Source organism: Pontibacter chitinilyticus, from assembly GCF_039748935.1.
In the GTDB taxonomy this organism is placed as follows: domain Bacteria; phylum Bacteroidota; class Bacteroidia; order Cytophagales; family Hymenobacteraceae; genus Pontibacter; species Pontibacter chitinilyticus.
Map to the genome: position 1 here is coordinate 653,587 of NZ_JBDIZJ010000001.1, position 24,727 is coordinate 678,313.

Consider the following 24,727-nt stretch of genomic DNA (forward strand, 5'->3'; position numbering starts at 1 on the left):
CTCGCATGAAAACGCCCCTTACCCTTGCCGATGTTCAGAAGTTTGAGAACATGGAGTTCCTGGCCAAGCAACTGGTAGAGGGCTTTATCACGGGGCTGCACCAGTCGCCGTACCATGGCTTTTCGGTGGAGTTTTCGGAGCACCGCCTCTATAACAGTGGCGAGAGTACCCGCCACATCGACTGGAAAGTTTACGCCCGCACCGACAAGCTGTTTGTAAAGCGCTACGAGGAGGAAACCAATTTGCGCTGCCATATGCTGCTGGATGTGTCGCCCTCTATGTATTACCCGACAGAAAACAACGGCAAGCTTACCTTTTCTGCTTTGTGCGCCGCTGCTTTGGCCACGCTGCTGCGCAAACAGCGCGACGCAGTAGGCCTGGTTACTTTCTCCGACAAAATAGAACTACAAACCCCCGTTCGCTCTACGGCTTCGCACCTGCATACTTTGTTGCTGCTGCTGCAAAAGCAGTTGGAAGAAGAGCCGGCAGCCACGGATACCAATGTGGCAGAAGTCGTACACCTCATCGCGCAGCAGATTCCCAAACGTTCACTGGTCATTATCTTCAGCGATATGCTGAGCCGTTATGATGATAGTGAAGCCATTTTCGCTGCCCTGCAACACCTCAAGCATCAGAACCACGAAGTGCTCCTCTTTCATGTGATGGACCGCAAAACGGAGGAGGAGTTTGATTTTGCTGAGCGCCCTTACGTGTTTGTAGATGTGGAGACAGGGCAGGAGCTAAAATTGCAGCCATCGCAGGTGCGCGACCATTACCGCACAGCCGTAGAAACCTACAAACGCGAACTGGCGCTGAAATGCGGGCAGTATAAAATAGACTTTGTGCCCGTAGACATCAGCGAGCCGTTTGACAAAGTATTGTACAGCTATTTGGTGAAGCGGGCCAAAGTGCGCTAACTATACCGGCAGTTTGTAACCTGTGTTCGCAGCCAGCAGCACCAAAACAAAGTCGCTGCCTCTGCCCACAGACCAGGGTTTGAACTCCGGCTTTTCCGTAGCTTTATACTCTCCGATTTTCTTGGAATGCCCGTCTCTGGGGTTGAACCAGAACGCCTGCACAGCATCCGTGTTTAACTTCGACAAGTCTGCTTTGATAGGTTTGCCCATCGGCGTGTAAGCAAGTATAAAGTTATGGTTTTTACCGATGGCGCCGACAATGTAGCTGGAGTCCTGGGGATTAGCATTAAGTATAACTGATTGGTCCTGCGCCATGTCCTGCCACGGAAAAGCCGTCAGCAGTGCCTTCATATACTTTACTTGTGTAGAGCCTGGCAACTGCAGGGCTTCTTTCCAACTGGTTCTGGCTCCGTTTACCGGCGTTACTTTGTTGCTGAACATCTGCCAGATGTCGTGGCAGCCATACGTATAACCGGCTGCGCCCGAGAGCATGGTCCAGTAAGCTGACGTGCGTACATCCGAGGCATCCATCCAGCCATAGATCTCCGGCCTAAACCTGTCGGGGTGATCTTCGTAGCGGGGCTCGCCGTTGATGACCGGCCGTGCAGGTTCTACTGCTCTGGACGCCTGCACAAAGGCATACTCTTTGGCCTGCCGGTCGTGTCCGGTCTGGAGCATATCCACGTCCAGCCATGCTTCATTAAAGAAGTCGGTTGCCTTTTTTGCGCCGGACGGATGATAGGAGACGAGGTGTTCTGTATCAACTTTCCGGATGCCCCGCGCCATCGCCCTGATAATTTCCCTGTCTTCTTCGTTGTCAGGCCAGCGGTCGCCACCCAGAATCCAAATAATGTTCCGTTGGGTTTTATAACGCTTCGCCAGCAGCTCGCCGTAGATTTCTGCGTTTTGCGGTGTAAAGATCTCCGGTCCTTCGCCCCAAGCTTTATTAAATTTATCGCCCCATGTCGGGAGTAAGCCCATGTATAAACCCAGTTGCCCGGCTTGTTTGATAACAGCATCTACATGCTTAAAATATTTCTCATTCAAACGCGTCGGATCATTGTTTAGCAACGGCACATCGCCATAGACATTGGGCGTTTTCAAACCGTCCAGCTCCGCTAAAATAACAGCCTGAATAACGGTGAAGCCTTTTCCGGCGCGGTCCTCGAGGTATGTTTTAGCTTCTTCTTTGGTAAGCCGGTGAAACAACTCCCAGGCAGTTCCGCCCAGCCAGAAGAATGGTTTGTTAGCATCGGTAACAATGTAGTGCTTGTTGTTGCTCACTTTAAGTACCGGCAGTTGCTGGCTAAACACTGACGTATAAACCGTGAGGCTGCTGAGGAAGGCTGTAAGAATCATTTTCATACTTGTTTTCGCTTCGGTTTCATGCTAAGGTATACCGGCATAGCAGAAAGCAGCAGCTGCCTTTCTACTGCTGCTGTGGCTCAGCTGTTGTTAAAAGTAGCAGGGCTGCTCTTTGATAGTTGAGCTGTGCTTTATACTTCAATTTATACTTTGTAGTGCCTACTTTTACGCGTTAAGCATCCTTATTTTTAACAAGTGCCATCGCTACTGGCGTCAGGAACAAGACGAACCTGCCGATAACAGGATCTATAAAAATGGCGGTCAGCAGCGATAGAATAAAGACCAACGGCAGAAGCAGTGATCGGATCTTAGCTTTTTTCAGAAAATCGCCTGCCGGAAAGCTTCCGGTTAAGGCGTGTTTTGGATTGCCGATGTAGCTCCACAGCAGGTAGTTCAGAACTCCCGTGAGGCAGATATTAAAGACATATACCACATACGGTGAAATAAGGCCGATGTACTCCGGAGAGGAATAGTCGCTGTATACCGCTGTAGAAAAGGGCATCAGCACAATCGAAAACAGGAACAGGAGATTCAGCATGATCAAGCCCCTGTTATAGTTGATCACATAGCCAAACATGCGGTGGTGAATAAACCAGTACAGCCCGATAATAAAGAAGCTCAGCACAAATCCTAAGAACTTGGGAAACAAGGAGGCCAGTGCTTCCACAAAGTGCTGCTCAGTTGGCAACACGCCTTCCAGTTCAGGAACTTTGATCTCGATGATCAGCAGCGTAATAGCAATAGCAAATACGGCATCGCTGAAAAACACCAGGCGCTCAACCTGAAACTCTTTCTTGCTGTGGTGGTGAAGGTTTATCATTCGCCTGATTGGGTGGTGGTGAATTCCTGTTGAGGAGGGTCTTAATACTTAAGCTACCATAGTCATTTCTGTATTCAGGAGCTTCAGGGAAAGGTTTATAGTGAAGCCTAACGGGTTAGTGCTTGACAAAGAAGCGGGTTTCCAAGTTTTAATTGTCTGATGCAACTGAGCTCAACGTGGGTTGAATGTTTGTTTATCCACTTTACAGCTTTTTTGACAAGCGTTTGTTGGCTGTTGCCTTTTCTATTCGTAGTTTAACCTTATATTTTTATAGTGGCTTCTTTTGCTATTTGGTTATATAATTCGGTTCTATCCTTTTCATTAAGCGGGCCTGGTATGCAATGAAGCATCCCTTTTACTTCTTTATGTATAGTGGGAACGTTGGCTTCTTTTAATTTTTTTGCATAGTCCCGTCCAGTATCTTTCAAAGGGTCAAATTCACTGGTGATGACAACGGCCGGGGGGAGGTTTGACAAATTATCCGCGTAGTATGGCATCGCTAACGGATTAGTGTAATCAGCCTTGTTGGGCAGATAACTTTCTACGCCGTAAAGCATTTCAGTTTCTTCTAAAAAGTACCCCCGCTTAAACTTATGATAAGCGTCTGTTTCGAAAGGAATATAGGTGACAGGACAATCCAAAAGCTGATATTTAATGTTTGTTAAATTCTCTTTCCTGGCTTTGATGGCTACTGTTGTGGCAAAAGTCGCCCCTGCACTTTCGCCAGCTACAATTATCTGATTAGGATTTCCTTCCCACTTTTCTATGTTTTGTATTGTCCACAGTAAGGTAGCATAGCAATCATCATTCGGTATGGGAAAGGGGTGTTCTGGGGCAACCCGGTAGTCAACGCCAACCACAATGGCATTGAACGCATGCGCCAGGCGCATGGCATAAGTAACTGACAGATTTGTCCAGGGCAAAACAAAGGCCCCGCCATGGTAGTAGACAATCACAGGTTTATTTTTGGATAAATGCTGCGGTTTGAAGACATATATAGTTAGGCTGTCCTTCGTAATTTTAAGCGTGTCAATAGTTAAACCAGTGATATTGAAAGGTACTGCATCTGTGAAATGACTACGTTGCTGAACTGTCATTTTTTTGAGTAGCTCTATTTGTTCATCATTGTCACCCACCAATTTCAAAAATAAAGCTTGCCCCCAATCCAAACGTCCTTCAGGCTGAAATGTCAAAGAGTAGACATATCCAACAAGAAGTGAAAATGCTATCAGGATTACAATGAAAATGGATTTCAGAATTTTCATGATTCTTCTATAAAACCGTGTTCAGATTATCGAAATTAAATTGTTATAAGGTTGAAGCTAACGATTGTATATAAGAAGGACATCCGGTTAACAGTCAAATATAACAAATAACCGGAACAGCTATTTGGCTTATCCGCACTATGTGTGGAGGTGATCAGCTTCTTCCACAACAGGCGTGCTCCTGATTATTAGCTAAATATAGTATAAGTTTAATGCATTTATACTATAAACTTTACTTCGGCGTGTTGTCCAGCGATTGCCATAGGTATTTGCTGGCGATAGTGCGGTAAGGGCGCCAGGATTCGGCAATTTCCTGCATGCGCAGGCGTAAGGTTTTGCCGGTTTCTTCCAGGCCATAGTGGCGCTTCATAGCATTCTGAATACCCAGATCATCTACCGGGAAGACATCCGGCCGCTCCAGGGCAAACATCAGCAGCATCTCCACAGTCCAGCGGCCTACGCCTTTGATCTGCGTCAGGTGCTTGATCAGGTCTTCATCTTCCAGGGCATCAATAGCAGCATGCTCCAGATTGCCGGCAGCTGCAAAAGCGGCTACATTGCGCACATAGCCGATCTTCTGGAACGATAGCCCGGCACCGCGCAGCACCTCGTCCGGTGTTTGCTGCACCAGGTGCGGGTGCGGGTACTGGTCCGCAAACAGCTCTGTAAATCTTCTGAAAATAACGGCTGCTACCTTGGTGCTGAGCTGCTGCGATACGATAGAGCCGAGCAGCTTAAAGTATAGATCCTCCGATCGGGAGCTCTTGAGTGGACTCCCGTTGGCTATGATAGCGGCTAGTACAGCATCCTGCGAAAGGACGGCCATTATTTCGGAGGAGGGGGATAGATGCATTGCTTTCTTTTGCTTGAAACCGCTAAGTAAAGCATATCCCTTGAAAATCAAAAAGAGCAGAACACCACCTGGCGTTTAAGCCAGCGAAGCATTCTGCTCTTGGTTAAAGGAATAAGGTAAATTGAGTGGCAACCAGTAACGGTGGGCCGCCTAATAAGAAAAAGATGTGTAAAGGCGAGCGCCTATTTTGCTGTGAAGGAGTAAATGAAGGCGACACCGACCGTTGGCTGGCTTTTTTTAGTGATGGCGCCCTGCTTATCTTCAAAAAAGTCATCTTGGGTAAAATCTACCCGCACTTCCGGTTTGATGAGCAGGTGATCATCGGCCAGTTTTACATTGCCGGTCAGGGTGAAAGCAGTGGCTTGTATGGGACCGAAATAGCGGATGCCATCCGGGTCTGAAAAGTACTCGCCCCGCAGGCCAATGCCAAACGTAGCGGTGGCATCGTAGTTCAGGTAGAGAGCTGCACCTTGCCAATCAGCATCACTTGACCAGGGGTCGGACGGAATCACTTCTGAGGTGCCGGAGGAGAAGGCGCCATATGCCGCATTTAAGCCCACCTTGAACGCATCATTTACCTGGTAAGTGGTGGTGAGGTCAAATAAACTGGTATAGGATCCATCTGCTGTGCCGAAGTTAGAGAGGGTATTATTCTCATCACCCCCGATCCAGTTCACATATACATCAAACCCGCTGGCCGGTACCACATGCACCTGCGCAGTTACTGATTTCTCTTTGTTAAAGTCCGTCAAGCTATCCCAACCATTCACTACTCCCAGCATCAGCCCCAGGTGGGGACTAAGCGCATAATCCAGTTTGGCGCCAGTATGGTAAAAGGGCCCGTTGCCAAATAAATAGGAGAGGCTGTAGTTAAAGTTCAGCGGGGCATCTACCAACTCATACCCGATATGGGTGCCGTACTGGCCAATGGTGAAAGTCAGCTTATCCGACAGGTCATAAGCAATGTAAGCCTGCTTGATCATTTTGGCAGCTCCTTCGTTGCCGAAATCTGCCAGGTCGGCGTTGGGCCCGAAGATCAGGTCGGCCACTACATGGGCTTTGCCATAGTTGTAGGTAAATTTGGTTTGCACCAGGCCTAAGTAGAAGGTGTTGTGCTTGAGATCGAACACGCGGCCACGGTTGGTGGCGGATTCCGGCCGGTTCAGGTTGTACTGGTAGTAGGTGTCTACGTACCCCGAGATTCCCAGCTCGCCGGGAGGTTTTTCGGTGGAAATGTCCTGTGCAAAAGCTACATTTGCACTTGTAAAGATGGTCGCTGTCGCGAGAGATAAAAACTTTTTCATGCAGGTTTATTTAGCGTTAGAAAACTTTAGAGAAGTGAAAAATAGCAGCCGATCCGTGAAGGCGTCACAAATTGCCGTTTGTGAAGCCGATCAGATTACGGGGAGATAAGCTGCTACTAACAGATTAGACTAGCATCGGAAGCTCTTGAACGCGAACCTTTACAGGTAGTAAAATGAGTGGTAGTGTGGCCAAACACTACCACTCGCTTTTTCTAACCATGTCAATGCTATTTGTCTTGCAGGCAGTTATTCTGCTGCTACAGGTGTATTTTCTACTTTATACTTGCTGGGCTCTTCCATTATTTCCTGCTCCAGTACACTGGGGTCGTATCCGGGTGCAATAAAATCGGGATATGCATGCATTTTGTGTTCGTGCTGATCCAGGCCTTCTATCTCTTCGCGGGCAGTTACCCGGATGCCCATCGTTACTTTTAGTACATACCATAGGACAAAAGCAAAGGCAAAGCTGAAGGCACCGATAGCACCAATCCCAATCAACTGGCTGATCAGTTGACTAGGGCCGGCCAGGTTACCGAACAGGCCAACAGCCAATGTGCCCCACATGCCGCATACCAGGTGTACTGATAAAGCGCCTACCGGGTCATCCAGCTTCAGCTTGTCGAACAGCACCACACCCATAACTACCAGCGCCCCGGCAATAAACCCGATCGCTACCGAATCAACTACGCCCATCTGGTCTGCTCCGGCGGTGATGCCTACCAGGCCAGCCAGTATACCATTCAGGATCATCGTATAGTCGTTGGTCTTGAACATGATCAGCGAGAAAACATAGCCCCCGACCGCACCGGCAGCTGCTGCTAAGCTCGTCATAACCAGTACCCGCGATACTGCACCCGGATCGGCTGAGAGAACAGAGCCACCGTTAAACCCAAACCACCCCAGCCACAGGATAAAAGCGCCAATGGTAGCCAGCGGCATGCTATGGCCGGGGATCGGCTTTATCTTGCCATCCACATACTTTCCTAAACGCGGACCAAGGAGCAGGATGCCTGCCAGCGCGCCCCAGCCCCCAACAGAGTGCACAATGGTGGAGCCGGCAAAGTCATAGAAAGGGGTGGAAAGCGTTTGCAGAAAGCCGCCGCCCCACTTCCACATACCCACCATGGGGTAACAAATGCCAACATAGAAAAGCGTGAAAACGAGGAAAGCTGACAGCTTTATCCGTTCTGCCACAGCACCCGATACAATGGTAGCGGCCGTGGCGGCAAACATGCCTTGGAATAAGAAGTCGGTCCAGAATGTATAGCCTGGGTTGTAGGCAGCTGTTTCGCCTCCGTCCGGCAAGGGGATACCGAATCCGCTGAAGCCGAAAAGTTTACCGGCAAAGCCTGCTCCGGGATACATCATGGAGAAGCCCCATAACGCAAAGGTTAACAGGCCGATCGGCGGTATCATGCTGTTCTTGAACAGGATGTTCACCGTGTTTTTCGAACGCGCCAGACCGGACTCCAGCGTGGCAAACCCAAGGTGCATGACAAATACAAGGAAGATGGAAACCATCATCCAGACGTTGTTAATGACAAATAGATCTTGTGACATGGCATTATAGTTTTAGTTAGAAATAAGAAAAGCCTTTGTTTAAGCGAAAAGATTAAGATCAGAGGGCCAACTCACCGATCTCGCCTGTTCTGATGCGGATCACCTCCTCCACATGCATGATGAAGATCTTTCCGTCACCAACCTTACCCGTATTGGCCACGCGGAGAATGGTGCTCACAACATCGTCTACCTGCTCTTCGGTAGCGATTAGCTCAATTTTAGTTCTGGGAATGAACCCGACGTTGTAGGTGGTGCCCCGGTATACCTGGGTGGAGCTGGCTTCCAGCCCAAACCCCTTCACATCGTAAGTGGACATAAAAGGAACACCAATTTTGGTTAACGCTTCATACACGTCTTCAAATTTGGACGTTCTGACGATGGCTTCAATCTTTTTCATATTACATTTATTTAAGTAGGGGGTGTTTTGAAAGGGGGTATATGCTGTAATTTTGATGAAAGTATAAAACAACCCCCATATAAACAATAGGGGTATGTAAAATAATTATCAATAATTTAAAATTATGGGGTGTATGTTGATAGGTATTTAGTAAAAGTGGGTTTTCGTTAAATATTTGTATTTGGAAAGGGTATGCCTGTAACAAGCTGTTAGTGGTAGCTTCTGCTTGCCGACTGCTGAAACTTAGTCACGCCTTATACCTAAAATCAGTTGTGCATATATTGGCAGCAGGAAAAGAGCATTAATGAAAAGGCGGAAAGCAGATTTGAGCAAAGACAGCATGTTAATTTGCCTTCAAGTAATTACCGGCTATACCTATAGTACCATGTGGCAGGGTTGATGCTGGCCTTAGGATGACATTATGCTGAGAGAAAATAAAAAAGCGCGGGCTGCAGGCCCGCGCTGAAGAAGAGTTGAGTTGTGCTGAGATAACTAAGGCAACAAGCGAAAGCCACCTGCAAACCGTTGTTCAGGAACGGCTTGCAGGTGGCTTTCGCTTTTATATGGGTAGTTTAGAAGCTGCTATGCTGTTGCTACGGCAACCGTGTTCATAGCTTGCAAAACCTGCAGCAGGTGCTGCTGCATCTCGTCTGTTATATCCAGGTGCGTTACAAACCGGATCATCTGCGGGCCAAAGCTGGAAGCCAGGATGTGCTGGTCGGCCAAGGCCTTCACAAAAGCGGCATCCGTATACTTATTGTTTAGCTTGAAGATGACGATGTTGGTTTCGACGGGCAGGATGCTGTCCACGTAATTGGCTTGCCGGAGTACCGCTTCCAGTTGTTTGGCCTTCTGATGGTCGTCCTGCAGGCGTTCGATGTTGTGTTCGAGCGCATAAATACCGGCTGCCGCCAGAAAGCCGGCCTGGCGCATGCCGCCACCAAACACTTTCCGGATGCGGCGGCTTTTATGGATAAACGCTTTGCTGCCCAGCAGCACCGAACCGACAGGGGCGCCCAAACCTTTAGATAGGCATACTGAGATGCTGTCGAAGTATAAGCCATAGTCCTGCGCCTGGTCGCCGGAAGCCACCAAAGCGTTAAACACACGGGCGCCATCGAGGTGCAGGGCCAGGTGGTGGCGCTTGCACACTTCCGAAATTGCTGCGATCTCCTGTAAAGTATAAAAGGAGCCACCTCCTTTGTTGCAGGTGTTTTCTAATGAAACCAGCGTAGTTTCAGGAAAATGCACGTTATCCAGCGGGCGGATATGGGCTTCTACCTGCTCCGGCGTCATTTTGCCGCGCTCCCCGTGTACGAGCGCCGTAGATGCCGCTGAGTTAAAAGCAATACCGCCACCCTCGTACTGGTAAATATGCGACGTAACATCGCAGATCACTTCTGAGAGGGGTGCTGTATGTGCTTTAATGGCGATCTGGTTGGTCATGGTGCCGGAAGGGCAGAAGAGCCCCGCTTCCATGCCGAAAAGGGCCGCCGTTTTTTGCTCCAGCGCATTTACCGTCGGGTCTTCCCCGTATACATCGTCGCCCACAGGCGCGTTCATCATCGCCTCCAGCATGCCAGGCGTGGGTTTGGTTACAGTATCGGAGCGGAGATCAAGTATCTTTGTCATGAATTTGCTTTTGGAAATGCTTTACTTTGTAAAAATAATAACTTACTTTTGCCGTTCAAATTAAAATTTTGCAACGATGGGAGTTACCAGATTAAAACGAAAAGACCGCAGAAATAAGGCAAGAGCAAACAACAGAGTAGCAAGGATTAAGCAACTGTTGTTAACACCTGTTATCAAGAACGTGGACATGGATGAGTTAAGAGCTCAGTTTGGTGAAGCGCCTAAAAACAAGGTAGCTGAAACTGAAGCGCCAGTAGCACAAACAGAAGAAACTTCTGCGGAATAACCTTATCTCGGGTCAGTAAGCCCATCTGTCTGCCGCTGCTGTTTAAGCAAACGGCGGCGGCTTACTAGGTAAAGATTTCAGAGTGTGTTTGCTAGCGCAGGCACACTTTTTTTATGCCCGTTTGCCCAGTTCTATCACCTGCAGATCGCGTACCTGCCCTTCTTCCACGGCAAAGCGCACCATTGTCCGAATTTTATGGAAGCCGTGTTTGCCCGCCGCACCCGGATTGATGTGCAGCAGGGAAGGCCGCTGCTTATCGGGCATGATCTTCAGAATATGGGAGTGGCCTGTGATGTACAGCTGCGGCGGATTGGCTTTGATAAGCTCGCGCACGTCCGGGTGGTACTTGCCGGGGTAGCCGCCGATGTGTGTCATCAGCACATCCAGCCCGTTGGCATCAAAGCGCAGCACCTTCGGGTATACCTGCCGAATGTCCTGCCCATCGATGTTGCCATATACGCCCCGCAGAGGTGCTACTTCACTCAGCCGCTCCGCCACTTGCAGGCTTCCGAAATCGCCCGCATGCCAGATCTCATCCCGATCCGCCAGCATCCGCAGAATCTGGTCGTCCAGGTAAGAGTGGGTGTCGGAGAGAAGGCCTATTTTCATTTTTTCGTTTGTTCTGTGTTGGTTTTTCTACTGGATAAAGTAAACAGGGGTTTTGAACTTGCAGTAGTTTGTGGTACTGAAAGCTGCTGCTTTGCTGCGCTTGTTTCTAGTTATGCTTGCTGTTGGCTGTTTGGCTTTATACTTCCAGTTTATACTTCACCAAGCAGGCGATACTTGCTAGCAGCTGTTTGATGCGCAGTTTTATACTTGTCCTGTTTCATCATATACTTTGGTGCGCTCTAAGCCCGCGAGGGCACGTCCTGGGGGTGCAGGGGCCCCCCGACAAGGGCATCGCGCGGTGCCTGCAAGGCAGCGCGCGATGCCTTGCAGGCACCGCAACCCAAGAACTGGAATCCTTCTAATAGCTCAAGCTCATACTTGTGCTCAAGTATAAATAAGAGTACTGGCACGAATCTCTCCAGATTCGTGGCGGAGATGAAGTCTAATTTCATCGGCCTGAAGGGACAAAGCAGTACTACGAAGCGAAGCTTATACTATAGCACGTACACTTCAACTCGCTTCAGCTACAGAACTCCCCTCCTTAGACATGCGAGAACGCGAATTCGAAGCTTGCGAGCGCAGCTCTGAGGGGCAGGGGTGGTTGGACCCGGAACCGCATTCCGAAAAAAATAAATGGCAGAAAGCTACTTCACACTATTCTCAGGCACTCCAGGTGTCCGGGGATTGCCGCCACTGTGCCAGTGTTTCCATAGCGGAGGCCGGGATGTAGCCTTGTGCGGCAGCGGCTTCCGTCAGAGCATCATAGTGGCTGAGGCAGTGCAGCGGGATACCGGCTTTTTCGAAGTTCTGCTCGGCCAGAGCAAAGCCGTAGGTGAAGATCGCAGCCATGCCGACCACCTCGGCACCGGCCGCTTGTACGGCTTCAGCAGCTTTCAGGGAACTGCCGCCTGTGGAGATCAGGTCCTCTACCAGCACCACTTTCTGGCCGGGCAGCAGGCGGCCTTCAATCTGGTTGCCCATGCCGTGCTTCTTAGGCTCCGGCCGTACATATAGAAAAGGCATTTCCAGCAGGTCAGCTACTAAAGCTCCTTGTGCGATACCAGCTGTTGCTACGCCTGCTATGGCTTCGGCCTGCGGATATTGTTCTTTTACCAGTTCGGCTAACTTTTTTTTGATGTAACTGCGTATATGCGGAAAAGAGAGCGTGACACGGTTATCGCAGTAAATAGGTGAGTTCCAGCCACTGCTCCACTTAAAAGGCTGTGTGGGCTGGAGCTTAACCGCCTCTGTTTCTAGCAGAAAGGAGGCTACCTGATGTGCTGTGTTCGAAGAATCCATGCCCGAAGTTACAGAATTATTCTTCCTTTTTGAGACGCCAGGTTTTCTTTCAGGTGATTTATTTATTGATTTGTATATTCTTTACCCAGAGTTGAAGCACCGAATCCCATGAACGTTTTTATAAACGACATTCCCCTGATCCTGAAAAAAGCCACGGAGAAGGTATACAAGCACCAGTATGACCTCATGCTGAAAGCTTCCGATCACTTTACTTCCAAAGACCTGGTGGGCGATGTGCTGATCAAAGATGCGGATGTCCAGCTAATTGACAGGCTGGTGCGCCTGATGGAGGTAAAGAAGTTAAAAAAGCTGAAGTCGCTGACGTTGGTGACTAATAAGAACAAGAAACTGATAGACCACCTCAAAGATCAGTTCAAGATCGTAAAAGCTGCCGGTGGCCTGGTGCTGAAAGATGGCAAGATCCTGATGATCTACCGTATGGGCGTGTGGGATCTGCCAAAAGGAAAGCTGGAGAAAAAGGAAAAAGTAGAGGCCGGTGCCTTGCGCGAAGTAGAGGAGGAGTGCAACATACAGGTAGAAGTCGTTGAGAAGCTGCCCAAAACCTGGCACTCGTATGCGTTTAAAGGGAAAAAGATCCTAAAGAAAACCAGCTGGTTTGTGATGCATTGCACCGACGACAGCCTGATAAAGCCCCAGGCCGAAGAGTTTATTGAGGAAGTGCGCTGGATGACGCCAGAAGAAGTGATGGAAGTGCTGCCAAAGGCCTATACATCCATTGCCTTTATTGTGCGGCACTATCTGCAATCTCTGAAAACCGGAAAGGTATAAATTCGTCCACATTGCCGCCGAACCGGTGTATCTCGCGGATGATGGACGAGCTGATGGCTGCCAGCTGTGGCGACGTGATCAGAAACACACTTTCCAGGTCGTGGTTCACGTGGCGGTTTGCCTGTGCAATGGTGTTCTCATACTCAAAATCGGTGGTATTGCGCAGCCCTCGCAGTAAAAACTGTGCACCCGACGCACGGGCAAACTCAGCCGTTAAGCCTTTAAACGCCTGCACTTTAATATTAGGTTGCTCCTCAAAAAGGTGTTTGATCACTTCCAGCATCTTATCCACCGGAATGTAGCGCTGCTTGCTGCTGTTGTTGCCGATAGCCACAATTACCTCGTCAAACAGCTTTGCCCCACGCATCACCACATCATAATGCCCGTTGGTAAACGGGTCGAAGGAACCGGGAAACAGCGCTATTCTTTTCATGTACGAGATGGCTTAATGGCTGGGTGGTTAAATGTTTGTTTAAGGTATGGGTAGAACAACAGCTTTCAATTACTTACTGGAGATGGAAGTTAATTGCTATAAATCGGTACTAAATAGTTTTAGAAAAGGCCTATTAGCAATTTAACCATCCAGCAACTTAACCCTACTCGCACAAGTGCAGGCTATAGAGTTCGAAGTAGCGGTGCTCAAAAAGTTCATGAAACTTATAGCTATATTCCACATCGCTTGGCTTTTTGCCCAGTTTTACATGGCGGATGTACCTCTTGAGCATATTAAAGAGGCTGGAATCATGCGTAATATCGCCCCAGAGGGTAATGGTTTCCTGCTCAGGGTTTAGCTTTTGCTCCTGCATCACAAACACGATGTAGTAGATAAAGTCTTCGGGGCTAAGGTAGTGGAACACGTTGCAGAGCTCCAGGCCACCCGGCCCCACCATTAGCAGTGTAACGTAGTCGCGCTCCACAAAAGCATATAGCTGGCGTGTGGCGGGGCGCTCGGTATAATGCAGCACACTGCGGATCAGGGCGCTGGTCTGGTGTACGATCAGTACCGGCTGCTCCGGAAAAATATCCTGCAGCGTGTCGGATAGAACTGTGGCTACCGCGAAAATATTAATAGCTTCCAAACCCGGATGACGGTAGGTCAGCACCACTTCCTGGTGTGTGTTCAGGTTGCTGTGCAGGCGCAGGTAATCGGCTTGGTGAGCGGGATCATATAGCGTTTCCGGCACCAGCGTAAAGTGCAGGTTACTCACCGATACGCGCACCTCCTGCCAGTTGCAAACTTGCAGCAACTGGTTCTCCGCCGCAATCAGCCGCAGCTGCTCGGCTACCTGCAGCGGCGTAAATACAGTCAGCAGCTCATAATCTTCCAGCAGCACAAACTTATGGCGCTCTGCATCAACCACCGTTAGCCGGATGGATTTCTGCGTCAGGGACAAGTATAACTGGCAATGCGGCGACTGCTCCAGGGCAAAAGCTTCATCCTGTATCTTATGCGAAAGCCGGAAATGCGTGCTGATTGTGTTCAAGATATTCTATAGTTAGGCGCGGCATGGCTGCGCTTCTGCAAGTATAAAAAAAATATGGCAAAAGGCCGCGCAGCGGCGCTTATCTCTGCAGGTGATGCGGTAAGCCCAGCAGGTCGTCAAACGAGAAAAGATGTTGTAGCGCCCGGTGCTTATCGGCTGTAGGAATGGCGTGCAATTCTTTAATGCTAAGCCACTTTACCTGCTGGATCAGCTGCTTGTCGGGTGGGCTTTCCGGATCAGTGCCGGTGATCAGGTTACCGCCAAGTATATGCACCTCAAAAAAGAACTCCAGCGCGTGCAGCGGCGGATGCACAAACTCATTTACAAACAGGAAACGGTTAACCGCGACTTGCAGGCCAGTTTCTTCCTGCAGCTCACGCACCAGCGCTTGCTGCAGCGTTTCGCCAAAGGCTACGCCGCCGCCAGGCGGTGCCCAGAAGGCTGTATTTCTCACCGTTTTATCATGCCGCACCAGCAGCAGTTTACCATCCTGCAGGCACACGCCACATACCCGCACGCGCAGCTGCTGGGCATACGGAGCGGCATTGGGGTTAAGGTCTGTCATATTTTGTGAACTGTGGTATTGGTTGTAGTTTTGCCTGATGATACAGACTTTAAATCCTGACTTCGAGCAGGACATACGTGCTAAACTCGGGCGCCAGGAATTTATGAAGCTCCTGGGCTTTCACGTTACAAAGATAACAGCCGGCAGGGTAGAAGGCGAACTAAAGCTGGAAGAAAAGCACAAGCAGCACAAAGGCTTTGCGCATGGAGGTCTTATCGCCACGCTGGCCGACATTGTGGCGGGCTTTGCCGCAGTTAGCCTAGTGCCCAAACACCACCATGTGGTTACCGCCGACCTGAAAGTATCCTACCTGCACCCGGGCGTGGGGGGCAAGCTGGTTGCTATCGGGTACGTGCTGAAGCAGGGACGGAAACTCAGTTTCTGCGAGGCCGAAGTATACGCGGAAAAGGAGGGAGCCGGGCTGCTCCTTATTGCTAAAGCCTCTGCCACAATGGCTACCATAACCCCTGACGATATCCCGCGTAAAGAATAGAAAATAGGTAGATTAAGGCTGAATCAGTGCTGTTTTACCATTTCATTAAGCAGATAAAAACGTAAGATTTCAGAAAATAAGGTTTTACAGTAGTTTTTTCAGTATTAATTTATATTTTTGGCAAACTAAAATAATAGCATGAACACAGGAGTAGTAAAGTTCTTTAATGAATCAAAAGGATTCGGGTTTATTAAGGATGAAAAAACAGGACAAGAGTACTTCGTACACGTTACTGGCCTTGTAGACGAGGTTAGAGAAAATGACGAAGTTACTTATGAGTTGAAAGAAGGAAAAAAAGGTCTGAACGCCGTGAATGTGAAGCGCGTTTAGTCGTGGCATCATACTCGTTTTAACATCATTAAAGCCTTACCTAGTGTAAGGCTTTTTTTTTGCCTGCGGCTGCTTATAAGTATAAAATGGCGTAAATTTGCAGGTATACAGGCGCTTTAGAGTGCCTGAGCACTGCCTGCCCCTTGTCCGGACTGGCGGCTCCGCTTTACCATATGTAGCCTCATCATGCACCCCGTAGAAGCTCTCCGAAATAATTTTCCGTTTGAACCCACCGAAGATCAGGCCCGGCTTTTTGCCCGGCTGGATCAGTTTATACTTGCCAAAGAACAGGAACGGCCAGTCTTCCTGCTGAAAGGCTATGCTGGAACCGGTAAAACCACTGTGGTTACCTCGCTGGTAAAAATACTGAATGCTTTTGGCTACAAGTATGTGCTGCTGGCGCCCACCGGCCGTGCCGCCAAAGTAATGGCCAGCTACAGCAACAGCCCGGCTTTCACCATTCACAAAAAAATCTACAGGCAAACAGCCAACCCATACTCCGAGGGCCTATCGTTTACGCGGCAGCCGAACAAAGCCGATAACACCTTCTATATTGTAGATGAGGCCTCGATGATCTCCGACGAGAGCGGCTTTGGGCAGAACGGCCTCCTGCAGGATTTGATGAGCTTTGTGTTTGATAAAAAGAATAACAAGTTGCTGCTGATCGGCGATACGGCACAGCTGCCGCCGGTGGGGCAGGCGCTCAGCCCCTCGCTGGAAGCGGAGTACCTGCGGCACAACTTTCGGTGCCAGGTACAGGAAACGGAGATGAAGCAGGTAATGCGGCAGGCCGAGTCATCGGGTATTCTGATGAATGCTACCAACCTGCGTAACCAGTTGGGCAACGAGAAGCCCGACATTAAGCTTGCGACCAAAGGCTGGCGCGATATTTACCAGATGACAGGCGAAAAGCTGGAGGATGGGCTGCGCTATGCCTATGATAAATTCGGCATTGAGAACACGACCGTAATCTGCCGCTCCAACAAATCAGCCAACCTGTACAACCAGCATATCCGGCAGCGCATCTTTTTTGCCGAAGATGAACTGGGCGTAAGCGATTACCTGATGATCGTGCGCAACAATTACTTTTGGCTGCCCAAAGATTCTGACATCGGCTTTATGGCCAACGGCGACTTTGTGGAGGTCACCAAGATCATCCGCTACGAAGAGATGTATGGCCTCCGCTTCGCCGACATCCGCATCCGGTTTGTAGATTACCCCAACGCCCCCGAAGAAGAGGTGAAGATCATGCTCGACACCCTGTACTCCGACTCGCCGGCGTTACCGGCCGACCAGAACAAGAAGCTTTATGAAGCGGTGTTGCAGGATTATCTGGATATAAAAACTAAGCGCGACCGCAGCAAAGAAATGAAGAAGAATCCGTACCTTAACGCGCTGCAGGTAAAGTTTGCCTACGCCCTGACCTGCCATAAGGCACAGGGTGGCCAGTGGAAGGCCGTTTTTGTGGATCAGGGCTTTCTGAAAGACGATATGCTGAACGATGAGTTTGCCCGCTGGTTGTATACGGCGCTAACCCGCTCGTCAGAAGAACTTTACCTGCTGAACTTTAGCCAACAATTATTGGTTAGCTGACAAACGATTTTGTAACTTGTATCGTTTTAACGAAAATTAAGTATAATAGCGCAAGCAATCCATTTAACCCTTTTTATCAGATGAAAAAAGTAATTCTTTCCATGGTTTTCGCCGCGCTGGTAGCCGGTGGTGCCAGTGCTCAGACTCAACCGAAGGCGCAGGCGACTGCCCCTCAGGAGCAGGCAAAAAACGGTCCTGCTATTACGTTTGCCGAAACAGAGCACAACTTCGGTGACATTTCGCAAGGCGATGTGGTGGAGTATACCTTTAAGTTCAAGAACACTGGTACCCAGCCACTGGTAATTGACCGCGTGGACGTAACCTGCGGTTGCACAACCCCAAGCTGGACAAAAGAGCCGGTAGCACCAGGAAAATCAGGCGAGATACATGCTAAATTTAACAGCGCCGGTAAAATGGGCCAGCAGAAGAAAGCAATTACCGTGCACTCTAATGCTGCAGGCGGCGATGCATACGTATACATCGTAACCAACGTGAAAGAAAAAGCTACTGCCAGCGCTCAATAAGCTAAGGCTAGTATAGCAAGTATAAATTAAAAGCCCTCCTCACCGGAGGGCTTTTTTTGTGTCCTAATAGTATAAAAAAGAAATAGGCGCACATCTAAGTATAAATAGCTATATTCATTTGCTAACTAGCTAATTGCTAAATTTATACACAGCTATGAACAAACGAATACTTGGAAGCGCCTGTGCCTGCCTGTTCAGCTGCCCGGCGCTGCGGGCGCAGGACCTCTCACAAAGCAGCAGCGCACCTGCTGGTCTACAGGATACCCTTACGACAGCCGTTCCGCGCCCCAGGCATGAACTCTACGCGGCTTATGGGGTGCTTTCCTTTCCTGCATGGATGGAGGCATTGTCCACGATTTTTCGTCCGGCAATTACCGTGTTCGAGGGTATGGGCCGGTGCAGGTGGGATACAACTACCTGCTGAGCGAGAAATGGAGCGTCGGGGTTCTTGGCTCCTTCACCTCTTTTACTGGAAAGTACATGGATACGGGAGAGATAAAAAACGCGACCGCTTCTATTGCCTGCTGCCACGCGTAGATGGCTATTGGGTGCGGCGGCAAAAAATACAGCTCTATTCCGGTATAGCGTTAGGCACCTGTGCTTACCGCTACTATGATGGACGTACAGGTGAAACAGAAAAGTTCTCGACTGTTGCCGGGCACCTGCATGTGATGGGTTTGAGGATCGGAGAACAGCGGACAGCCTATTTTGCTGAATTTGGTTATGGGCTATAACGGGCTTATCAACTTAGGCGCAAGTATACGCTTATAGCTGCGCCCTAAGTCCGGTAGTACTCATTTATACTTGGTTATAATTACAGCGCCTTTGACACGGCGTAGAACAAAGCGCCCCAGCCTACGATCATTAAAGCGCCGCCAATAGGAGTGATGGCGCCTAGCCAGGTGATGCCGGTCATACACAAAGTATAAAGTGAGCCCGAAAAAATCAGGATGCCCAGGAAAAAGCACCAGGCGGCTACTTGTAGCGCCGGCTGCTCTACACGGAATAACAGCAGACCTACGGCTAGCAAGGCCAGCGTATGGTACATCTGGTATTTCACGGCTGTTTCATAGGTGTCGAGGCGGCCGCTGGCTTTTAGCAACGGGCCGAGAGCATGTGCACCAAAAGCACCAAACACAACGCTTAAAGCGCCCAGTAAGCTGGCGATCAGGAGTATATTTTTTTGCGTCAAGGTGTATTAGAAATTATCTGTGATGTATGCTGCGTAGTTGCTGTGTTGCAAAGGGAAAGCTGCTGCCCTATTCTTTATCGTCGTCTGTGTCTTCATCCTCTTCGCCGCCTTCGAGCGCTTCTACTACTTGCTCTTCAAAATCTTCCTGGCTGTCGTACTGCGTAAATTCCAGGGTCTTGTTTTGTGCTTTAAGTTCCTGCACCACGTCCAGGGCTACCTCCAGCGGCTCTGCTTCTTTGCCGGTCAGGTCGGCATCCCAATCGGCACCGAGCAGCAGGGCATCGCCATACATCCCAACACACCAGTTCTCCAGGAACTCTACCAAAGTGATAGATTCTGTTTTATAATCTTTCCAGTCGTCTTCAGCGCAGGCTTTAGCTCCGCTCTCCTCAGACCAGAACAAGATCACTTCGGTTTCTTCGTACTCAGCTGAGCTGGATGTGGCCCAGGTATCGTCCTGCGTGAGGCCCCAAACGCTACCATTGGCAACAATCTGCTGGATAAACGCTTTATACTTACTTTCGAGGGAGGCTGCTTGTTGTGCCATAAGTTGATTTGGTTAAAGGTTCGTCATGCTGCAAAAGCAGGATTATCCTCAAAGATAGCATGAAACGGGATAATCTCTATAACACCTGCTCCCTTACCGGAACAGATTGGGATAGTCGGTAATGATGCCATCTACGCCAATGGCATGGAGTTGTTCTATTTCGGGGAGCTTATTCACCGTCCACGGAATAACTTTCATTCCCTGTTGGTGGCAATCTGCCACCAGCTTATTTGTTACTAATTTGTAATAGGGGCTATAAATAGTAGGAGTGAAGCCTAGTTTGCGCAGGTTCGCCTGCCATCCTGCGCTGTTTTCTACCAGTAAGGCTGTTTTCACCTCCGGGTAAAGTTGGTGCAGCACCTGCAAGGTCCGCACATCAAAGGACTGAATAATGACCCAGGGAGTAATGCCTTTTTGCGCCACCACCAGCATCAGGCGCTGCACAAATTCTTCGGGGGCTGGGTGCAGAATGCTATCCGTTTTCGCGGTCGATTTTGTCTCGATGTTATAAAAGACCTGCGGCAAATGGTGCGCAGCAATATAAGCCTGCACCGTATCGATAACATCGGAGAGAAGCGGCCGATGCACCTTGATCTTTTGCTGTTCCGGAAACTTAGCGTAAAATTTGGAACCTGTGTCAAATTGCCGGATGCTGTCATAGTCCATCTGGTACAATACATACCGGTGTTTGTCAGCTGCCGGAATTTCATCACCGCTAGGTAACAGGTCGTGCTCAGGGTTGAAGTAAGGATCATGCGACAGCACAACCTGCCCGTCGCGGGTGATGTGCGTATCCATCTCCAAAGTGGTGACGCCCAGTTCCAGCGCTTTCAGCATAGCAGGTATGGTGTTTTCCGGCATCAGGCCGCGGGCGCCGCGGTGCCCTTCCACATCGAAAGCCGGAAACGTGCCAGGCGCAGGAGACAGGGCAGAAGTCATAGGATTAGTGGCGGTACAAGCGGTTATAAAAAGTGCCAGCAGCATGAGTTTACAACGCATCATTTATCAGGATGATTTCTGACAAAAATCAGACAAGCTTTTTCCAAATCAAACCCAAAAGGCCAATGGTGATGATTTCTTAATATTTACCCCCGCCGGAACATGGCTCCGCTGCAGGGCAAGTATAACAAGTATAAATTTAGCTTATCTTTTGCTATAGTCCCGCGCACCGAAGATCCCGCTGCCCACCCGGATAAGGGTGCTACCCTCTTCCAGTGCCAGTTTCCAGTCCGACGTCATTCCCATGGATATCTCGCTGAAATCGGGGTTGGCGAAGAAGAACGTGTCGCGCAGCTTTTCATAGCACTCGCGCAGGTAACGGAACTCTCCCCGGAGCTTAGCCTCATCGTCCGTGTTCGTGGCAATGCCCATCACCCCCACAACCCGAATGTACGTCATGTCGCGGTATTCTTCCGACTGCAGCAGTGCCACTGCCTCCTCGTAACTCATGCCATACTTAGTCACTTCATCGGCAATAGAAATCTGCAGCAGGCAGTTGATGGGAAGCGTACGGCCATACATCTCGGCGCGCCTGTTAATCTCTGCTAGCAGCCGCAGGCTATCCACCGACTCGATGGTATTTACAAACTCAGCGATATACTTCACCTTATTGGTTTGCAGGTGCCCGATCAGGTGCCACGTAATATCATGGGGCAACTGGGCATACTTGTCTACAAGTTCCTGCACTTTGTTTTCGCCAAAGAGGCGGTGGCCTACTTCATAGGCTTCTTTTATGGCTTCAATGGGCTGTGTTTTTGATACCGCTACCAGGCGGCAATTCACATGTTTCAGTTGCTCGTCGAAGTATAAAATGTTATCGGCTATGCTCATAGGTGTTGTTATTCGTTTAGCGTTGCTCGTTTTAGAGTAATCTACAAAGTATGGTTACGGAATCAACAGGAAATTCGATTTTCAACTAGTGAAATCAGCGCACAAGTATAAAGCCTCAACGCTTTAACTTTCTAACTCTTTAACTCTCAAACTCAAAATCAATCTTCCAGCACACTGGTAACAAAGGTGTTTTTCAGCAGCATCCAGAGCAGCAGCAGCAGCATGGCCCATTTCAGGTATACCTGGTAATAGTCGCGGGTGTCGCGGAAACGGCTTTCCAGGATTTCAGTTTTCTCCAGGCGATTGATCTGGCGGAACACTTCCTGCAGCGCTACTTTACTATCAGCCCGGTAAAATTGCCCTTGCCCAATCGCGGCGATCTGCCGAAGCGAGGTTTCATCCAGCTTGGTTTCCACGAAAAGCGTTTTGCCGCTCTCATCTATATCGTAAGGTACCTGCCCGTCTTTGCCAATGCCAATGGTGTACAGCTTGATGTTGTAGCCGAACGCCAGTTTGGCAGCCATTTCAGGGTCCAGGCTGCCGGCAGTGTTTTCGCCATCGCTGATGAGGATGATAACCTTACTCCGGGCATCGGAATCGCGCATGCGGTTAACGGCGACAGCCAGGGCGCTGCCGATAGCCGTTCCGTCGTTGGGGATCATCTTAAAGCTTATATTGTTGATACTTTCGCGTAATAGCTCATAATCAGTGGTTAAGGGAGCCAGAGAATAGGCATCTCCGGCGAACACCACCAGCCCGATGCGGTCCTGCACACGGCCATTGATGAAGTTTTTGGCCACCTCTTTGGCGGCATCGAGCCGACTTGGCTTAAAGTCCTGCAACTCCATGGAGCCCGATACGTCCAGCACCAGCACAATGTCAATGCCCTCGGCAGAGAGTTCCACCTGTTCGTTCACCCGCTGCGGGCGGGCCAGCGCCACCAGCACCAGCAGCACAAAAAGGATGAACACCAGCGTCGGAATAAAGCGCAGTACACTGCTCCATTGCCAGCGGGAGCGATGCTCAAACAGGGCCATATCCAGCTTGTTGCGGGTGTTGCGCCGCACTGTATTCTTGAGCAGGAACAGCAAAGGCACAGCGGGCAAAGCGTACAGCACCAGCGGGTATACCCATTCAAACGCGTGAAAGGTGCTATAGCTAAACCAGTCCGGGCTCAGCCATTCCCAGAAATCATCAGGCAAATTTGACATTTTTGGTCATTTCTCGTTGCGTTTTATAGCGGCTTTTGGCAAAGCGCCGCAGCATGCCCAGTGCCAGGTTGGCCTCGCCCTCTGACTCTGATTGCAGGTTGCCATAAATGGCTTTATCCAGAATGCGCAGAGCGGTATTTACCTCTTCATCATTTAGGTAAAACTCTACAATTTCTTTGGTGGTGAAGGAGTTGATGGCGCTGCGCTCCAGCTTGGTTAGGTAGTTTTTCCACAACGCAACAGCTTTTTCTATACTTGCAGGGGCAGCGGTTTTTACAAAGCGGTCCACGTGCGAGCCATAGCGGGAGGCAAAGTATACATGGTCTTTCCGCAGGCGGTATAGCCTATACTTGGTGCGGATCGCCTGCCCGAAAATAAACCAGATCAGCGCCAGGAAAGCGGCACCTGCTACCAGCCACACCAGCAGCACGGGCCAGTTAAAGCGCTCCTCTACAGCAGCCAATCCTGTTTCGGCCTTCAGCCGCAGCGGTTCGTTTACCTGCTCTACCAGTTTTTTTAGCACCACGGCATCAGCGGGAGCATACACGGCAATCGTATCGCTTCCCTGCAGTGCATACACCGGCAGTGCCAGCTGTTGCACCGGCTTGGTTTCGAAGGTGCGCAAAGTATAAATGACACTATCAGTGCTGATGCCACCTTTGGTAAGGGTGGGGAAGAATGTTTTTTGCACAAACTCAAAGGGTGCAAAGGTATAGGCCGAGTCAGGGAGAATGATCTCTTCGGTGGCCGGATGATGATGCACGAGGGTATACGTCAGCGGCTCACCCAGCTTGACTGTATCTGTGCCGAAGCGGCCGGTGGGCGGCGGCACCTGCCGGGCCCAGGTTAGTGCCGGTGACAGGCTGAACAGGAGGAGTAAGGTTAGCTTATGCACTCTTTTTAATCGACTTGTTGCGGAGCCGGAACAGGTTAATCAATTGCGGAACGTAATCCTCGTTGGTTTGAATAGCCAGGTAATTGGCCTGATACTTCTGGCAAATGCGCGCTACAATCTGCCTGTTGGTAGTATACTGTTGCAGGTAACGGCGCTGAAACTCGCTGCCAGATGTGTTCAGCCATAGTATCTTACCTGTTTCTTTATCAAGTATGGGTATAATGCCCATCGACGGCAGCTTCTGCTCCCGCAGGTCCTGCAGCTGAATTACGATAAGGTCGTGCCGCCGAGCCAGCATCGCCAGTTCTTTCTCATAGTGCACATCAATAAAATCGGAGATAAGCAGAATAATGCTTCGCCGTTTGATGATGTCGAGGGTGAGCTTGATGCCCGCTGCCAGGTTGGTTTTACCGGATTTTGGCTGCAGCTCAGTAAGTGCTTTAATGATGGTATAAGCCTGCTGTATACCTTTGGCCGGTTTAATATACTTCTCTTTCACATCTGTGAAGCAGATGATGCCGATCTGGCTCTGCTGCCTGGCCGCCGATAGCGCCAGTACCCCGCAGATCTCTTTGCCCACATCAATCTTCTGCTGCTTGCCGGTACCAATGGCCTGCGACGCGCTTACATCCAGCATCAGGAAGACGGATTGCTCCTTTTCCTCGCGGTAGGTTTTCACAAACACGCCATGGCCTTTTGCCGATACGTTCCAGTCAATGGCCCGCACGTCATCGCCATACTGGTACGCCCGCACGTCATCAAACTCCAGCCCTGTGCCCTTGAACACGGAGTGGAAGTCACCCTGCATCTGCGTGGTGATTGCCTTTCTGATTCGTATCTCGTACTTTCGTAGCTTTTGTACAAGCTCCTTCATAGCTTTGTGCCGTAGCGTCAGACTTTAAAATTAGCACATGTTCTCATACTTTGTATCCGTGAAAAGACTTTTCTGCATACTATTTTGCCTGTG

30 protein-coding genes are annotated in these 24,727 nt (G+C 49.7%); 9 read left to right on the top strand and 21 right to left on the bottom strand.

Going from position 1 to position 24,727, the window contains the following annotated elements:
- Positions 1-5: 5 nt before the first annotated feature.
- A complete protein-coding gene (locus ABDW72_RS02790) occupies positions 6-917 on the top strand; it encodes a DUF58 domain-containing protein (protein WP_347156931.1) in 912 nt (303 codons plus the stop codon).
- Here ABDW72_RS02790 and ABDW72_RS02795 read toward each other — a convergent pair whose 3' ends face one another.
- The 8 genes from ABDW72_RS02795 to ABDW72_RS02830 all read right to left on the bottom strand — a co-directional run bounded on the left by ABDW72_RS02795 (position 918) and on the right by ABDW72_RS02830 (position 10,113).
- Positions 918-2,282 carry a glycoside hydrolase family 140 protein gene (locus ABDW72_RS02795; protein ID WP_347156932.1) on the bottom strand — a complete coding sequence of 455 codons (1,365 nt, stop codon included), beginning with the start codon at positions 2,280-2,282 and terminating at the stop codon, positions 918-920.
- Positions 2,283-2,454: 172 nt separating this feature from the next.
- Positions 2,455-3,102, bottom strand: a complete 648-nt coding sequence (locus ABDW72_RS02800) for a TMEM175 family protein (protein WP_347156933.1) — start codon at positions 3,100-3,102, stop codon at positions 2,455-2,457.
- A gap of 260 nt (positions 3,103-3,362) precedes the next feature.
- On the bottom strand, positions 3,363-4,367 hold the full coding sequence (locus ABDW72_RS02805; RefSeq protein WP_347156934.1) for an alpha/beta hydrolase: 1,005 nt from the start codon (positions 4,365-4,367) through the stop codon (positions 3,363-3,365).
- 232 nt (positions 4,368-4,599) lie between these two features.
- The gene (locus ABDW72_RS02810) at positions 4,600-5,220 is read right to left on the bottom strand and encodes a DNA-3-methyladenine glycosylase family protein (RefSeq protein WP_347156935.1); all 621 of its coding nucleotides are present in this window, start codon (positions 5,218-5,220) and stop codon (positions 4,600-4,602) included.
- Between the two features lie 182 nt (positions 5,221-5,402).
- Entirely contained in the window at positions 5,403-6,524 is a 1,122-nt protein-coding gene (locus ABDW72_RS02815; protein ID WP_347156936.1) for a porin, read from the bottom strand.
- A gap of 246 nt (positions 6,525-6,770) precedes the next feature.
- On the bottom strand, positions 6,771-8,084 hold the full coding sequence (locus ABDW72_RS02820) for an ammonium transporter (RefSeq protein ID WP_347156937.1): 1,314 nt from the start codon (positions 8,082-8,084) through the stop codon (positions 6,771-6,773).
- Positions 8,085-8,142: 58 nt separating this feature from the next.
- Entirely contained in the window at positions 8,143-8,481 is a 339-nt protein-coding gene (locus ABDW72_RS02825; RefSeq protein WP_347156938.1) for a P-II family nitrogen regulator, read from the bottom strand.
- Positions 8,482-9,063: 582 nt separating this feature from the next.
- Positions 9,064-10,113 carry a threonine aldolase family protein gene (locus ABDW72_RS02830; protein ID WP_347156939.1) on the bottom strand — a complete coding sequence of 350 codons (1,050 nt, stop codon included), beginning with the start codon at positions 10,111-10,113 and terminating at the stop codon, positions 9,064-9,066.
- 76 nt (positions 10,114-10,189) lie between these two features.
- On the opposite strand from ABDW72_RS02830, the gene ABDW72_RS02835 reads away from it, so the two are divergent.
- Positions 10,190-10,399 (top strand): hypothetical protein, encoded by a 210-nt coding sequence (locus tag ABDW72_RS02835; protein ID WP_347156940.1) that lies wholly within the window; start codon positions 10,190-10,192, stop codon positions 10,397-10,399.
- Positions 10,400-10,510: 111 nt separating this feature from the next.
- Here ABDW72_RS02835 and ABDW72_RS02840 read toward each other — a convergent pair whose 3' ends face one another.
- The 3 genes from ABDW72_RS02840 to pyrE all read right to left on the bottom strand — a co-directional run bounded on the left by ABDW72_RS02840 (position 10,511) and on the right by pyrE (position 12,307).
- Positions 10,511-11,008, bottom strand: coding sequence for a metallophosphoesterase family protein (locus tag ABDW72_RS02840; RefSeq protein ID WP_347156941.1), 498 nt, complete (start codon positions 11,006-11,008; stop codon positions 10,511-10,513).
- Positions 11,009-11,247: 239 nt separating this feature from the next.
- Complete coding sequence (locus ABDW72_RS02845) at positions 11,248-11,460, bottom strand: hypothetical protein (protein ID WP_347156942.1); 213 nt, start codon at positions 11,458-11,460, stop codon at positions 11,248-11,250.
- A gap of 208 nt (positions 11,461-11,668) precedes the next feature.
- Complete coding sequence (pyrE, locus tag ABDW72_RS02850) at positions 11,669-12,307, bottom strand: orotate phosphoribosyltransferase (RefSeq protein ID WP_347156943.1); 639 nt, start codon at positions 12,305-12,307, stop codon at positions 11,669-11,671.
- Between the two features lie 108 nt (positions 12,308-12,415).
- Between pyrE and ABDW72_RS02855 the strand changes: the two genes are divergently transcribed.
- Complete coding sequence (locus tag ABDW72_RS02855) at positions 12,416-13,096, top strand: NUDIX hydrolase (protein WP_347156944.1); 681 nt, start codon at positions 12,416-12,418, stop codon at positions 13,094-13,096.
- On the opposite strand, the gene coaD is transcribed toward ABDW72_RS02855, so the two are convergent.
- The 3 genes from coaD to ABDW72_RS02870 all read right to left on the bottom strand — a co-directional run bounded on the left by coaD (position 13,050) and on the right by ABDW72_RS02870 (position 15,145).
- Positions 13,050-13,529: a pantetheine-phosphate adenylyltransferase gene (gene coaD, locus ABDW72_RS02860; protein WP_347156945.1), complete on the bottom strand. Its 480-nt coding sequence runs from the start codon at positions 13,527-13,529 to the stop codon at positions 13,050-13,052. The genes ABDW72_RS02855 and coaD overlap by 47 nt on opposite strands.
- Positions 13,530-13,692: 163 nt before the next feature.
- On the bottom strand, positions 13,693-14,580 hold the full coding sequence (locus ABDW72_RS02865) for a DUF3822 family protein (protein ID WP_347156946.1): 888 nt from the start codon (positions 14,578-14,580) through the stop codon (positions 13,693-13,695).
- A 79-nt stretch (positions 14,581-14,659) separates the two neighbouring features.
- Positions 14,660-15,145 carry an NUDIX domain-containing protein gene (locus tag ABDW72_RS02870; protein WP_347156947.1) on the bottom strand — a complete coding sequence of 162 codons (486 nt, stop codon included), beginning with the start codon at positions 15,143-15,145 and terminating at the stop codon, positions 14,660-14,662.
- A 37-nt stretch (positions 15,146-15,182) separates the two neighbouring features.
- Here ABDW72_RS02870 and ABDW72_RS02875 point away from each other — a divergent pair, with 37 nt between their 5' ends.
- The 6 genes from ABDW72_RS02875 to ABDW72_RS02900 all read left to right on the top strand — a co-directional run bounded on the left by ABDW72_RS02875 (position 15,183) and on the right by ABDW72_RS02900 (position 18,819).
- The gene (locus ABDW72_RS02875) at positions 15,183-15,638 is read left to right on the top strand and encodes a PaaI family thioesterase (protein ID WP_347156948.1); all 456 of its coding nucleotides are present in this window, start codon (positions 15,183-15,185) and stop codon (positions 15,636-15,638) included.
- Between the two features lie 138 nt (positions 15,639-15,776).
- On the top strand, positions 15,777-15,968 hold the full coding sequence (locus tag ABDW72_RS02880; RefSeq protein ID WP_347156949.1) for a cold-shock protein: 192 nt from the start codon (positions 15,777-15,779) through the stop codon (positions 15,966-15,968).
- Between the two features lie 186 nt (positions 15,969-16,154).
- Entirely contained in the window at positions 16,155-17,561 is a 1,407-nt protein-coding gene (locus ABDW72_RS02885) for an ATP-dependent DNA helicase (protein WP_347156950.1), read from the top strand.
- An 80-nt stretch (positions 17,562-17,641) separates the two neighbouring features.
- Positions 17,642-18,085, top strand: coding sequence for a DUF1573 domain-containing protein (locus tag ABDW72_RS02890; protein ID WP_347156951.1), 444 nt, complete (start codon positions 17,642-17,644; stop codon positions 18,083-18,085).
- Positions 18,086-18,239: 154 nt separating this feature from the next.
- The gene (locus ABDW72_RS02895; RefSeq protein ID WP_347156952.1) at positions 18,240-18,509 is read left to right on the top strand and encodes a hypothetical protein; all 270 of its coding nucleotides are present in this window, start codon (positions 18,240-18,242) and stop codon (positions 18,507-18,509) included.
- A gap of 7 nt (positions 18,510-18,516) precedes the next feature.
- The gene (locus ABDW72_RS02900; protein ID WP_347156953.1) at positions 18,517-18,819 is read left to right on the top strand and encodes a hypothetical protein; all 303 of its coding nucleotides are present in this window, start codon (positions 18,517-18,519) and stop codon (positions 18,817-18,819) included.
- An 80-nt stretch (positions 18,820-18,899) separates the two neighbouring features.
- Here ABDW72_RS02900 and ABDW72_RS02905 read toward each other — a convergent pair whose 3' ends face one another.
- The 7 genes from ABDW72_RS02905 to ABDW72_RS02935 all read right to left on the bottom strand — a co-directional run bounded on the left by ABDW72_RS02905 (position 18,900) and on the right by ABDW72_RS02935 (position 24,634).
- Positions 18,900-19,277 (bottom strand): DUF423 domain-containing protein, encoded by a 378-nt coding sequence (locus ABDW72_RS02905; protein ID WP_347156954.1) that lies wholly within the window; start codon positions 19,275-19,277, stop codon positions 18,900-18,902.
- Positions 19,278-19,344: 67 nt separating this feature from the next.
- Complete coding sequence (locus ABDW72_RS02910; protein WP_347156955.1) at positions 19,345-19,824, bottom strand: DUF2750 domain-containing protein; 480 nt, start codon at positions 19,822-19,824, stop codon at positions 19,345-19,347.
- Between the two features lie 93 nt (positions 19,825-19,917).
- Positions 19,918-20,826: a glycerophosphodiester phosphodiesterase family protein gene (locus tag ABDW72_RS02915; protein ID WP_347156956.1), complete on the bottom strand. Its 909-nt coding sequence runs from the start codon at positions 20,824-20,826 to the stop codon at positions 19,918-19,920.
- A gap of 141 nt (positions 20,827-20,967) precedes the next feature.
- Entirely contained in the window at positions 20,968-21,654 is a 687-nt protein-coding gene (locus ABDW72_RS02920) for a YggS family pyridoxal phosphate-dependent enzyme (protein ID WP_347156957.1), read from the bottom strand.
- A gap of 158 nt (positions 21,655-21,812) precedes the next feature.
- Entirely contained in the window at positions 21,813-22,865 is a 1,053-nt protein-coding gene (locus ABDW72_RS02925; RefSeq protein ID WP_347156958.1) for a vWA domain-containing protein, read from the bottom strand.
- Entirely contained in the window at positions 22,849-23,760 is a 912-nt protein-coding gene (locus ABDW72_RS02930) for a hypothetical protein (RefSeq protein ID WP_347156959.1), read from the bottom strand. Before ABDW72_RS02930 ends, ABDW72_RS02925 begins: the two co-directional genes overlap by 17 nt.
- Positions 23,753-24,634 (bottom strand): DUF58 domain-containing protein, encoded by an 882-nt coding sequence (locus ABDW72_RS02935; RefSeq protein WP_347156960.1) that lies wholly within the window; start codon positions 24,632-24,634, stop codon positions 23,753-23,755. The genes ABDW72_RS02930 and ABDW72_RS02935 overlap by 8 nt, the downstream gene beginning before the upstream one ends.
- Positions 24,635-24,727: the final 93 nt, after the last annotated feature.